12 protein-coding genes are annotated in these 12,369 nt (G+C 61.2%); 9 read left to right on the top strand and 3 right to left on the bottom strand.

Going from position 1 to position 12,369, the window contains the following annotated elements; genetic code table 11:
• Positions 1-36 precede the first annotated feature (36 nt).
• From ACE4YL_RS13540 to ACE4YL_RS13525, 4 genes are read left to right on the top strand one after another with little or no spacing between them, the layout of a single operon-like run.
• Positions 37-783, top strand: a complete 747-nt coding sequence (locus ACE4YL_RS13540; protein ID WP_461365566.1) for an ABC transporter ATP-binding protein — start codon at positions 37-39, stop codon at positions 781-783.
• Positions 773-2,443 carry a putative ABC transporter permease subunit gene (locus ACE4YL_RS13535; protein ID WP_461357697.1) on the top strand — a complete coding sequence of 557 codons (1,671 nt, stop codon included), beginning with the start codon at positions 773-775 and terminating at the stop codon, positions 2,441-2,443. The genes ACE4YL_RS13540 and ACE4YL_RS13535 overlap by 11 nt, the downstream gene beginning before the upstream one ends.
• Before the next feature lie 12 nt (positions 2,444-2,455).
• The gene (locus ACE4YL_RS13530; RefSeq protein WP_461357696.1) at positions 2,456-3,682 is read left to right on the top strand and encodes a mechanosensitive ion channel family protein; all 1,227 of its coding nucleotides are present in this window, start codon (positions 2,456-2,458) and stop codon (positions 3,680-3,682) included.
• Complete coding sequence (locus tag ACE4YL_RS13525; RefSeq protein WP_461357699.1) at positions 3,672-4,607, top strand: PD-(D/E)XK nuclease family protein; 936 nt, start codon at positions 3,672-3,674, stop codon at positions 4,605-4,607. The genes ACE4YL_RS13530 and ACE4YL_RS13525 overlap by 11 nt, the downstream gene beginning before the upstream one ends.
• On the opposite strand, the gene ACE4YL_RS13520 is transcribed toward ACE4YL_RS13525, so the two are convergent.
• Complete coding sequence (locus tag ACE4YL_RS13520; protein WP_461357695.1) at positions 4,608-5,216, bottom strand: 5' nucleotidase, NT5C type; 609 nt, start codon at positions 5,214-5,216, stop codon at positions 4,608-4,610. It abuts the gene before it with no gap.
• A gap of 5 nt (positions 5,217-5,221) precedes the next feature.
• Positions 5,222-5,716, bottom strand: a complete 495-nt coding sequence (locus ACE4YL_RS13515; protein ID WP_461360219.1) for a methylated-DNA--[protein]-cysteine S-methyltransferase — start codon at positions 5,714-5,716, stop codon at positions 5,222-5,224.
• 86 nt (positions 5,717-5,802) lie between these two features.
• Here ACE4YL_RS13515 and ACE4YL_RS13510 point away from each other — a divergent pair, with 86 nt between their 5' ends.
• Together ACE4YL_RS13510 and ACE4YL_RS13505 are read left to right on the top strand one after the other, a co-directional pair.
• Positions 5,803-7,158 (top strand): MATE family efflux transporter, encoded by a 1,356-nt coding sequence (locus ACE4YL_RS13510; protein ID WP_461358781.1) that lies wholly within the window; start codon positions 5,803-5,805, stop codon positions 7,156-7,158.
• A 15-nt stretch (positions 7,159-7,173) separates the two neighbouring features.
• A complete protein-coding gene (locus tag ACE4YL_RS13505) occupies positions 7,174-8,271 on the top strand; it encodes an iron-containing alcohol dehydrogenase family protein (protein WP_461358780.1) in 1,098 nt (365 codons plus the stop codon).
• Between the two features lie 52 nt (positions 8,272-8,323).
• On the opposite strand, the gene ACE4YL_RS13500 is transcribed toward ACE4YL_RS13505, so the two are convergent.
• A complete protein-coding gene (locus ACE4YL_RS13500) occupies positions 8,324-9,442 on the bottom strand; it encodes a M20/M25/M40 family metallo-hydrolase (protein ID WP_461358779.1) in 1,119 nt (372 codons plus the stop codon).
• Between the two features lie 84 nt (positions 9,443-9,526).
• On the opposite strand from ACE4YL_RS13500, the gene ACE4YL_RS13495 reads away from it, so the two are divergent.
• From ACE4YL_RS13495 to ACE4YL_RS13485, 3 genes are read left to right on the top strand one after another with little or no spacing between them, the layout of a single operon-like run.
• Positions 9,527-10,267 carry a threonine/serine exporter family protein gene (locus ACE4YL_RS13495; protein WP_461360218.1) on the top strand — a complete coding sequence of 247 codons (741 nt, stop codon included), beginning with the start codon at positions 9,527-9,529 and terminating at the stop codon, positions 10,265-10,267.
• Position 10,268: 1 nt separating this feature from the next.
• Entirely contained in the window at positions 10,269-10,700 is a 432-nt protein-coding gene (locus tag ACE4YL_RS13490) for a threonine/serine exporter family protein (RefSeq protein WP_461359727.1), read from the top strand.
• Positions 10,701-10,705: 5 nt separating this feature from the next.
• Entirely contained in the window at positions 10,706-12,358 is a 1,653-nt protein-coding gene (locus tag ACE4YL_RS13485) for a uridine kinase family protein (protein ID WP_461359726.1), read from the top strand.
• Positions 12,359-12,369 lie beyond the last annotated feature (11 nt).

The raw sequence follows: 12,369 nt of genomic DNA, 5'->3' as shown, positions 1-12,369 counted from the left end.
AGGAGCAGAGATGTTCTGCTAAAAAGGGGTGGAGCCATGCTTAAGCTCGAGGGCGTTACCAAGCGCTACAAAGGTGCCAGTGTCAACGCGGTGGATAACCTCCATCTGGAGGTGCGTCCCGGGGAGATCTTCGGCTTTCTAGGGCCCAACGGGGCCGGCAAAACGACCACCATCAAGATGGTGGTGGGCCTTTTGGCCGCGGACCGGGGCAAGATCGTGGTCAACGGCCGCGATCTGGCAGCCGATCCCCTGGGGGCTAAGCGTTCCATCGGTTTTGTGCCTGATAATCCCAATTTGTACCCGCGGCTGACGGGCCTGGAGTACCTCAATCTGATCGGGGATGTGTACGGTGTGGATGGCGCCACCCGCAAAAGGCGCCTGGATTACTATCTGCAGATGTTCGAACTCACCTCGGCCGTGGGGGATCTGATCCAGAGCTATTCCCGGGGCATGCAGCAGAAACTGGCCCTAACCGGCGCCCTTTTGCACCAGCCGCCCCTCTTCATTTTGGATGAACCCATGGTGGGTCTGGACCCCAGATCCGCGCACCTCTTTAAGCGGGTGATGCAGGAGCATGTGAACCAGGGGAACACCGTGTTTTTCTCCACCCACATCCTGGAGGTGGCGGAAAACCTCTGCCACCGGGTGGGGATTATCAACAAGGGGCAGCTCATCGCCTGTGGGACCATGGATGAACTGCGCCAGGCTTCGGGCCAGGCCGGTTCCAACCTGGAGAAGCTGTTCCTGGAGCTTACGGATGCGGGTGGTATAGATGAAGAATAGGCTGTGGACCCTTTACCGCACACTGCTCAACAACCACTACGGCTTCTCTGCCGCCAAGTTCTACTACATCAAAAAGCGGCAGCGCACTTGGGAGCCCTTGGTGATCGTGGCTGGGCTCACCCCCGCTGTGGTCATGGGTATCGTGTTCATCTGGAACCTCACGGAGCAGCTGTTCATCGGGGGGCTCGCCTTCGGCCAGCCCCATCTGGCGCTGCTCAACGGCGCCCTTTTGGTCTCTTTGGCGGGGCTTTTCTTCGGGTTTTTCTCGGTGCTCTCCGCTTTTTACTTCAGCACCGACCTGGAGGTTTTGCTGCCCCTACCCCTGAAATCCTGGGAGATTCTCACCGCGAAGTTCGCGGTGGTGCTCACAGGGCAGTATGCCATCAATCTCCTGATCCTGCTGCCGCTGTGGCTCCGCTACGGGCTGCTGGCCGGGGTGGGCCTGGGCTATATAGTCAGCGCCGTGGTGGTCTTTCTGGCCCTACCTGTGGTGCCCTTGGTTTTAGCCAGCATCCTGGCGGTTTTGCTCATGCGGCTGGTGAACATCAGCCGCCACAAAGACAGACTGGCCCTGGTGGGGGGCTTCCTGCTCGTGATTGTGCTGGTAGGCTTTCAGTTCTGGCTGCAAAGCAGCCTAGGCGGGGACGATCCCGAACTGGTCATGGAGCAGCTCCTGGGCCGGGCCGATGGGATCATCAAAGCGGCGGGACGGGTTTTCCCGCCCAGCGTCTGGGCGGCCCAGGCCATGGCCTATGCCCACACCTGGCAGGGCTGGCTTAATCTCCTCTACGTGGCCGCCCTGAGCGCCTTGGCCCTTTTCCTCCTCTACCTTCTGGGTGAGAAGGTCTTCCTCCAGGGACTCTTAGCCGGGCTGGAAGGAAGCCGGGGAACCGGAAGGGCCCGCCAGGTGGAGCTGGCAGAAGAGCGGGCCCGGGCGCCGCTTATGACCGTGGCCAGCCTGGAGTGGAAGCTCTTTGTGCGGGACCCGGGCTTTGCTTTAAACGGCCTCATCGGCTATGTGCTCCTGCCCGCCATGGCCCTTTTGCCCCTGTTCGGCCAGAAACTGCAGAACAACCCCTTTGAGCTTCTGGCCCTAGACCAGCTGCACCCGCTAGTGGTGGCCGGGGGCCTGGCCCTTTATTTCCTGTTCATGACGGGCATGTCCATGATCCCCGCCACCACCTTTTCCCGGGAGGGGAGGTACCTGTGGATCATCCGCAGCCTGCCGCTGGATATAGAACAGATCATCGGGGCCAAGGTGCTGGGCTCCCAGGGGGTGAACACCATCGGCTGCCTGGTGGGTATCATCCCCGTGGCCTATCTCATGGGCTGGGGAGTGGGGGAAGTTGTGCTCGGGGCTGTGCTGGGCGTGCTCCTGGCCAGTGCGCTGGCGGGCTTTTTGGTCCTCTTTGACCTGCGCAAGCCCATGCTGGATTGGGTGAACCCCTTGAAGGCGGTGAAATCCAACCTCAACGCCTTGGTGGGCATGATCCTGGGCCTGGCCTTCGGGTTCGCCCTGGGCTTTTTACTCTATGGCAACGTACAGACCGGCACCTTGTGGCTCATTCCCCTGGAGCTCTTGGCGGCAGCCCTGGCTTTGGGGGCCCTGGTGAGGGTTTTGATCCGGCGCTGGGCGCCTCAGCTGTGGGCGCGGATCTAAAGGGAGGGTAGTATGGGCTTTCTGGAAAAACCAATTGTTCGCGATCTCTTGCTGCTGGTTTTTGGACTAGCCCTGGGCGTCCTCGCGCACTACCTGGTGCGCATCCATCTGCTGCCCCGGCTGCAGAAGCTGCTGCGGAAAACCCGCATCAAATGGGACGATGTCCTCTTCGAACAGGGGGTGTTCGGCGCCGCGGCTTTGCTTATCCCCTTGGTGGTCATGTTCCGGGTCACCCCGTTTTTGACCGTGCTGCAGGGAGGGGCCATGCAGCTTCTGAAGGTGGTGGCGGTGACGGTGGTCGCGGTGGGCCTGGACCGCCTGCTCCGGGCGGGTCTGGTCATCTACAACACCTTTCCCATCTCCGTGCGCCTGCCCATTAAGGGCGTGGTGCAGATCCTCCAGATTGCCCTCTGGGCCTTTGCCGGCACCATCATCTTTTCCCAGCTCTTGGGCCAGTCCCCCTGGATCTTCTTGAGCGGTCTGGGCGCGGTGAGCGCGGTGCTCCTGGTGGTGTTTCAAGATACAATCCTGGCCTTTTTCGCCGGGCTGCAGCTCACCCTCAACGATCAGGTGCGGGTGGGGGACTGGATCGAAGTGCCCAAGTACAACGCGGACGGTTCAGTGGTGGAGGTGGCCCTGCACTACGTGAAGGTGCGCAACTGGGATCGTTCCATCACCACCATCCCCACCCACAAGCTCACGGGGGATTCCTTTGTGAACTGGCGGGGGATGTTTGAAGGGGGCGGCCGGCGCATCAAGCGCTCGGTGCTCATTGACCAGACCAGCGTCCGCTTCCTCGATGAGGAGCTCCTGGAGCGCTTAAGCAAGATCCAGCTCCTCCAGGACTACCTGGCCCGCAAAACCGAGGAGATCGCCGAGTACAACCGCCGCCACAACATCGATGAAAGCTCTTTGGTGAACGGGCGCCATCTGACCAACTTAGGCACCTTCCGGGCTTATCTCCTGGCTTACCTGCAGAACCACCCCCAGATCAACCAGGATCTGATTCTGCTCGTGCGCCAGCTGCCGCCCACCACCAACGGACTGCCCATGGAGATCTACGCCTTCACCAAGGATACGGCCTGGGTGAGCCACGAATCTGTGGCTGCGGACATCTTTGACCATGTTCTTGCCATCATCCCCGAATTCGATCTGCGCGTATTCCAAAACCCCAGCGGCCACGATCTGGCCCGGGCCGTGGCAGAAAGGGAGGTTGCAATTGGCCTACGTGAGAACTGAGTACCCCCAGTGGTCCTGGTCCCATTCCCGCCAGCAGATTTTCGCCAGCTGCCTGCGGCGCTATTACTACAACTACTACGCTTCCCACAACGGCTGGGAGCGGGACGCCCCTGCGGAAGCTGCTTTGGCTTACCGCCTCAAGCAGCTGGGCAGTATTTACACCGCCCTGGGCGATGGGGTGCACCGCGCCGCCCAGTCCCTGGTGCACAGGGTAAAGGCCGGGCGGGAGCTCGCGAGTGCGGAGGTTGTGGAGGAAGAAATCCGCCGGCATCTTAGGAGGGTGTGGCGCTCTTCCCAACAAAACCGGGAAGAGTTTCTGCTCCGTCCCAAGCGGGTGGACATGCTCCGGGAGTTCTACTACGGCACAGGTGTGAGCGAAGCGGTGCTGGACAGCATCAACCAGCGCCTGGGCCAGGTGGCCCGGGCCCTGGTGGCCAGCTCTGTCTGGCGGGAGCTGGCCCAGCCAGGGGCCCAGGTGGTGAGCTGCGAGCAGTTTGACACCATAACCATCGCCGGTACACCGGTTTTTGCCGTGCCCGACTTGATCTATGCCCAGCCCGGGGGCGATTGGGTGGTTGTGGACTGGAAGAGCGGGGAGGAAGCGGAGGAATACCGGGATCAGGTGGCCCTTTATGTCCTGTTTGTGCGGGAAAAATACGCTGTGGCGGTGGAGAGGATCACCGCCCGCCTGGAGTACCTGAACGGTCCCTCCACAGTGGAGATGCGCTTTACGCCCCAGGACCTCCAGGCGGTGGAGCGGCAGGCCGCCGCCAGCATGGAAGAGATGAAAGGGTTCTTAACGGATCCTGAACGCAATATTCCCCAGCCGAAGGAGAGGTTCGCCCTCACCGAGGCCAGGGAACAGTGTCCGTGGTGCAATTTTTACGAGCTCTGCCGGGACGAGCTGGAGCAGAGCGTTTCCTAACTAGCGGGCTTGGCGCTGCCGCTGATCTAGGAAGAAGTCGATATGCCGGGCCACCTCCCGCCAGTCCTTGACCAGGGGCACCTTGGTGGGGCGCCCGGCGTTGTGGGAGGCGTGGAAGAGCAGGGTGTAGATGCCCGCTGCCGCCACCTCTTCGGCGTTTTCCAATTTGTCATCCACAAAGAACTGCACGCCCAGCTCCAGGCAGCGCTCTTTTTTTGAGTAGCCGTACCCCGTGGGGCACATGGTCAGGCTGTGGTAGGGGATCCCGTGGCGCCGCAGCCAAGTCTCTGTGATCTGGCGGTGCCTGGTGTCCCGATGGGTGATCAGGTGGATGATGCCGCCACGCTCAGCCAAAGCCCGCAGCGTTTCCGGGGCGTAATCCCTCACCGGGACGCTGGTGAAGATCTCTTCGATGCAGGCCTGGAAGAACTCTTCAACTTCTTCCCTGGTCTTGTTGAAGGCCTCTTCCACGTGGTAGGCCGCCTTTTGGATGGGCTCGCCGAAATAGGTGCTGGCGGTCTCCAGCCAGATGTTGTTCTGGCCATCATCGTCATTGGTGAGCACGCCATCTATGTCAAAGCCGAAAATGAACTGCCTGATTGCTGGCACCTCCCCTAGCCTAAAAGGTTTGGTGCTAGATTAACATTTTCCAGCGCCAAAAGCAAGCGCTTGCGGGCCAGTCCCCCTCCATAGCCGCCCAGGCCATGGGTGCCCAGCACCCGGTGGCAGGGGACGATAATGCTCACCGGATTGGCGCCCACCGCCCGGCCCACGGCTCGGTAGGCCTTGATGCCCAGGTTGTGGGCGATCTGTTTGTAGGTGGTGAAGGAGCCGTAAGAAATGCGTCTGATCTCCGCCCACACTTCCCGCTGGAAGGGCGTGCCCTCCAGCTGAAGGGGCCAGTCAAACTCCACCCGCTGGCCGCGGAAGTAGGCGTCCAGGTCCCGGGTGCACTTTGCAGGCAGCAGCTGCGGATCGAAGCGGGCCCGGAAGAAGCGGGCAGTGAACTTTTCTCCGTATCTTTCGTCAAAGGTGGCACAGACCAGCTTGTCTTGATAAAACCAGAGATAAAAAGGGCCCAGTGGGGACTGGTAGACTGAGCGCTGCACAGGGAATCCCTCCAGTGATGTATAATGGTCTATAGTTCGCCCGGCAGGCAGGGAATCCTGCAGCCCGCAAGAAGGGAGAGATGTCTTTGGAACCTGAACTCGCGGCCAAGCCGCTGGATCTCAGGGCGCGCATCCTGCGCCTGGCTTGGCCCGCCATTGTGGAAAACCTGCTGCATACCATGGTGGGCATTGTGGACACAGCTATGGTGGGGCGCTTAGGGGCGGCTGCCTTGGCCGCCGTGGGATTGGGGAACCAAATCAACCACCTGGGCTTGACCGTCTTTTCTGCCCTGGCCACGGGCAGTACCGCCTTAGTTGCCAGGTACATCGGGGCTGAACAGCCTGAGCGGGCCCGGGATGTGGCCAGGCAATCCTTAGTTCTCGGTCTTTTTGTTTCCGGCACTGTTATGCTTACTTTCCTGACTGCGGCCCGGGCCCTTTTGGGCTTTCTCTTCCGCCGGGCGGAAACGGTAGTTTTAGACTCCGCGGCGCTCTATGTGCGCATTGTGGCCCTGGCCATGATCCTCAACTACTTCCTGATCGTGATCAACGCAGCGCTGCGGGGTGCGGGTGATACCAAAACCCCCATGCAGATCACCGCCTTGGTGAACCTGATCAACGTAATCGGCAATGCCGTGTTCATCTACGGTTTAGGTCCGGTGCCCGCCTTGGGGGTAGCCGGCGCCGCCCTGGGCACAGCCATTGCCCAAGCCTTAGGAGGGGTAATGGCCCTGCGGGTGCTCTTTAGAAGCGATGTTCTCCAGGTGCGCTGGGGCGATTCCTTCAGGCCTGATCTGGAGATCATCCACCGCATCGCCAAAATCGGCGTGCCGGCAGGGGTGGAGCAGGGGACGCTCCGCATCGGGCAGCTCTTTTACACCATGATTGTTTCCTCTTTGGGCACGGTGAGCTATGCCGCCCACCAGGTGGCCCTCAACGCGGAATCCTTGTCCTTTATGCCGGGGGCCGGCTTTGCCGTTGCCGCGACCACCTTGGTGGGGCAAAACTTAGGCGCGGGGCGCCCCGAGGATGCGGAAAGGGCCGGCAGGATCAGCCGCAACTTAGGGATTTTGGTCATGGCCAGCATGGGCTTGGTTTTCTTCCTCATACCCGGGCCCATCGTGCGCATCTTCTCCCAGGATCCCGAGGTGGTTTCCTTGGCCGTGATCTGCCTGCGCCTGGTGGCCATTGCCCAGCCCTCCCTGGCGGTGTGGATGATCCTGGCGGGTGGCCTGAGGGGAGCAGGGGATACCCGGGCCATCATGAAAATGGTCCTGGTCTCCTTCTTGGGAGTGCGGGTGGTTTTGGCTTACGTTTTGGCCCTGCGCCTGGGAATGGGCCTCATTGGAGCATGGATCGGGATGGTTGCTGATCTTTTCCTGCGCAGCCTCCTGATTCAGTGGCGCTTCAACAGGGGAGAGTGGAAATTCGTTAAGGTTTAGGAAGGAGCTGAGAAAGTGCGGGAGTTTAGTTTCTTTATGCCCACGAAGATCTTTTTCGGTGAGGATGTGGTGAAAAAGCAGGCCCCGAGCCTCTCCTTGGGTGCCAAGGCCTTGATCGTCACGGGGCCCTCTTCGGGGCGGGCCAGCGGAGCTTTAGATGATGTGCTGGCGGTGCTCAAGGGTGATTACGTCCTCTTCGACCAGGTGGAAAACAACCCCACCCCCCAAACCTGCCGGGCAGGTGCCCAGCTGGCCAGGGAACAGGGCTGTGACTACATCATTGCCATCGGCGGCGGTTCGCCCCTGGATGCGGCTAAGGCCATGGCCCTCATGGCGGTGGATGACCGGGATCCCCTGGAGCTTTTCCAGGGCTGGGAGGCCAAACCCCTGCCCCTTGTGGCCATTCCCACCACCGCGGGGACGGGGAGCGAGGTTACGCCCTATGCGGTGTTGACCATCCATGAAAATGAGACGAAAAGGAGCCTGCGGGGTCCGGATCTCTTCCCCGTGGTGGCTTATTTAGATCCCAAGTACACGGCGTCCCTGCCCCGGCAGGTGACCGTGGATACCGCGGTGGACGCCCTTTCCCACCTGGTGGAAAGCTATCTTTCCAGCAAGGCCACGCCCGCGAGCGACCTGGCGGCTCTGCAGGGGATCGCGGTGTGGGGAGCGGCCCTGCCTGCCCTGCGCAGCGGCGAGCTGTCTTTGCAGGATCGGGAAGATCTGCTCCTCGCCTCCATGCTGGGCGGGATCACCAACGCCCAGACCGGGACCACGTTCCTGCACGCCCTGGGCTATCCCCTCACCTATTTCCACAACTACCCCCACGGGCGGGCCAACGGGATTTTGATGGCTTCCTACCTGGAGTACAACCACAGGCACGCTCCAGAGCGGGTGGAGAACATCTTGGAGCTTTTGGATCTGCCGTCCCTGGAAGCCTTCCGGGAGCTCATGGATGAGCTTTTCGCACCGTGGGTAGGCCAGCTGCATGTGCCTGAGGAAGAGATCAGGGCCTACGCGCAGAAGGCGGCCCAGACCCGCAATACCGCGGATTCCCTGGGGCCGCCCTCGGTGGACGAGTTGACCAAAATCCTGAGGGATAATATACTATAATGATAAGGAAGTGCCCGTTCGGCTCGCCAGCTGGACGGGCACCGGCTCCTGTTTAGTTTTCTTTGATAATCTGCAGCACGTACTGGGCGGCTGCCTCCAGCTGCTGGATGGGGATGGCCTCGTCGGTGGTGTGCACATTGGTGTAGCCCAGGCCCAGGATCACCGAGGGGATGCCGCGGCCGTTGATGATGTTGGCATCGCTGCCCCCGCCGGTGCTCTCGATGCGGGGCTCCAGGCCCAAGGCCTTGGCCGCCCGCAGCGCCAGCTGCACCACATAGTCCTCTTCCGTGAGGCGGAAGGAATTGTAGCTGTCGCCCACCACCACTTCCGCTTCCACGCCGTGGGCGGCGCAGGTGCTTTGGATCACTTCCACCATGTGCTGCGCCTGGCGTTCGAGCTTTTCGGGGTCCCGGGAGCGGGCTTCGCCCTTCATCTCCACCCGATCGGGGATGATGTTGGTGGCTACGCCCCCCTGGATCAGGCCGATGTTGGCGGTGGTTTCCGCATCGATGCGGCCCAGCTTCATCTTGGTCAGGGCCTCCGCAGCTACCAAAATGGCGCTGATGCCGTTTTCCGGTGCCACCCCGGCGTGGGCTGCCCGGCCGTGGATGGTCGCGCTGATGTTCTTCTGGGCCGGGGCCTGCACTACGATGGTGCCCACCGGCCCGCCGCTGTCCAGGAAAAAGCCGGCCTCAGCCGAAAGCCTGCTGGCATCCAGGGATTTGGCCCCAAACAGGCCCCCTTCTTCCGCCACGGTAAAGAGGAGTTCCAGCCTGCCGTGGGGAATGTCCTGTTCCTGGGCGGAGCGGACCGCTTCTAGGATGGCGGCGATGCCGGCCACATCGTCCGCGGCTAAGATGGTGGTGCCATCGCTTTTGATCATGCCGTCTTCGATTATGGGTTTGATGCCCCGTCCAGGCTCAACCCGGTCCATATGCGCGCAGAAGAGCAGGGTAGGTGCCTCTTTGCTGCCTTCCAGCACGGCGATGAGATTGCCCGCGCTGCCGCCGATCTTGGCCCCGGCATCGTCTTCGGTGACGGTAAAGCCCAGGGCTTCCAATTTGGGCTTGAGGGCATCGGCCATGAGCCGTTCATCTTTGGAGGCACTGTCGATCTGCACCAGTTCCAGAAATTCATCCAGTAAACGCTGTTTGTTGATTTGCATTGGCATTGCCTCGACCTCCCTTTGCCTTTGGTTGTTCAACACGGTACTAGTATTTCCTGCCAGCAGTCTGCAGTGAATGGAATGATTCCCATGGAAGAACTTGTTGGGCTGATTCTAACCGCCGGGGAGCTCTTGCTCACCTGCGGGGCGGAGATGGCCCGGGTGGAAGAGACCATTGAGCGGATGGGCCGCGCCGCGGGGTTTGTGCAGGTGGAAAGCTACGCCACCCCCACGGGGCTCTTTGTTTCCCTGCACGATCCCCAAGGTAAAGTATATACCCGGGTGAAGCGCATCCGGGGCGGTCAGAGCAATATCGCCCTCATCGCCGAGGTAAACTCCCTCAGCCGGGCCTTTTCCGCGGGGGAGATCACGGCCCAGGAGGTCCGGCGGGAGCTGGAGCGCCTGCAGCAGGCGGGCACGGGGGACAGCCTCACCCGGCCCCTCATTGGCGGCGGCGGGGCCTTGGCCTTTGCCGTGATGATGGGTGGAACCTGGCTGGAGGGCTTGGTGGCGGGGCTGGTGGGCACCTTGGTGCTGCTTGTGGTGTCCCGTCTGGAGGGCCCCTTTCCCAAGGTGCTGCAGGCTGCGGTGGGCTCCGTGGTGGCCGCGGGGGTGATCCGGGGCCTGGGGCGTTTTCTTGCCCTCAACAGCAACGTGACCATCCTGGGTGCGGTGATGGTTTTGGCGCCGGGTATGGTGATCACCACGGCCATCCGGGATCTGCTCAGCGGCGAGCTGGTTTCGGGCTTAAGCCGCAGCGCCGAGGCGCTGGTGATCGCGGTGGCCATCGCCGCAGGGGTGGCGGTAGTGCTCAGCCTGGGGGGGAGCTGAAATGCTGGTGCAGGTTGGCATGGGCTTTCTAGCGGCCCTCACCTTTGGTTACATCTTCCGGGTTCCGGCCAGCCAGACCGTCCGCTGCGGCGTGGTTGGGGGGCTCGGCTGGACCGTCTTCCTCGTGGCCGAGCAGAGCTGGGGCGAGGTGGGGGCGGTGTTTTTGGCGGCCACCACCGTGGCTGTGCTCAGTGAAATCTTGGCCCGCCGGCACCACCAGCCCGTGATCGTGTTTTTGACGCCGGGCATCATTCCCCTGGTGCCGGGGAGCAAAGCTTATTTGACCATGCTCAGTTTTGTGCAGAAGGATTATACCCAAGGTGTAGTCTTGTTGGTGACCACGCTCTTTTTGGCGGGCGCCATTGCGGCGGGAATTATCATCACCAGTTCCCTGTTTAGGAACTTTTCCCGCACGAAGAGGATGGGGAGGTAGTTGTTGTGAGCAAGCAGATTGTGGTGACAGTGGGAGAGCGGACGCTGGAAGTCCCAGCGGGCACCCTGGTGGGTGAAGTTGCGGCCATGGTACCCGAAGCGGAGGGGACAGTGGTGGCCAGGGTGAACAACGACATCTTCGGCTACCAGTTCCCCCTCACCGAGGACTGCCGCATCGAGTTTCTGGACACCAGCACCGAGGACGGCATGCGGGCCTACCGGGCCAGCCTCGTCTTTCTCTTTGTCCGGGCTGCCCTGGAGGTGATTCCCGGCTGTACGGTGCACATCAAGCACGCCCTGAACAACGGGCTGTACGGCGAATTTGACCATAGCCAGCCGGTGATCGAAAAGGACATCCGGGCCATCGAGGAGCGCATGCGGGCCCTGGTGGCGGAGGATATCCCCTTCACCAGGCGCCTTGTGCCCATGGAAGAGGCCAAGCGGATCTATGCCGAGCAGGGGTTTGATGATAAAGTCCGGCTTTTGGAGCAGCAGGACGAAGAGGAAGTGGTGCTCTACAGCTTCGGCTGGTTCCACGACTCCCTGCGGGCCATTTTGGTACCCAGCAGCGGTTATTTAAAATACTTTAAGCTGCGCTATTACCTACCTGGCTTCATTTTGGAATACCCCCGGCGGGCCAATCCCACTCAGATTCCCGAATATGTGGAGCAGGGAAAACTCTTTAACGAGTTCTTTAAGGCGGAGCGCTGGCAGGACAATTTGCGCATTCCCGATGCCGCTTCCCTCAACGACTGCATCCGTCGGGGAGGGTTTGGCGAACTGGTGCAGGTGTCCGAAGCGTACCACGAAAACCAGATCAGGGATATTGCCCAGCAGATCGCCAAAGACCGGGACCGGCTGCGCTTGATCCTGATCGCCGGGCCCTCCAGTTCAGGGAAGACCACCTTCGCCAAGCGCCTCACGGTGCAGCTGCGGGTGTGCGGTCTGGAACCTGTGGCTATCGGTTTGGATGACTACTTCGTGGACCGCCACTTAACTCCCCTGGATGAGGACGGGAAGCCCGATTTTGAGGCCCTGGAGGCCATCGATCTGGAGCTGTTCAACGAGCACCTCACCAAGCTGATCCAGGGAGAGGAAGTGGAGGTGCCCACCTTCCATTTCCCCACGGGCCGCAGGCAGTGGACGGGGACCAAGCTCAAGGTGCGCCCGGATCAGCCCATCATCATTGAGGGCATCCACGGGCTCAACGATCAGCTCACCGTGTCCATTCCCAAGGGGCGCAAGTTCAGGATTTACGTCTCCGCGCTCACCAATTTGAATTTGGACAATCACACCCGGATCTCCACCACCGATGTGCGCCTGCTCAGGCGGATCATCAGGGATAACCAGTTCAGGGGCCATGATGCCAAGGCCACCATTGAACGCTGGCCTTCGGTGACCAGGGGAGAGCGCCGCCACATCTTCCCCTTCCAGGAGAGCGCCGATGTGATGTTCAACTCCACCTTGATTTACGAACTGGCGGTGCTGAAGCCTTTGGCCACACCGCTGCTGAAGCAGATTACACCGGAGGATCCCCAGTACTCTGAGGCCAGGCGCCTGCTGCGCTTTTTGGACTACTTCGTGGAAGTGGATGACTGGTCAGTGATTCCCTGCAACTCCATCCTGCAGGAATTCATCGGGGGCTCCTGCTTTGACTGAGGGAGGAAGCC

It is taken from the genome of Candidatus Darwinibacter acetoxidans, from assembly GCF_041936445.1.
GTDB lineage: Bacteria > Bacillota > Limnochordia > Darwinibacteriales > Darwinibacteriaceae > DTU010.
This window is presented reverse-complemented; position numbering and strand designations above follow the sequence as displayed.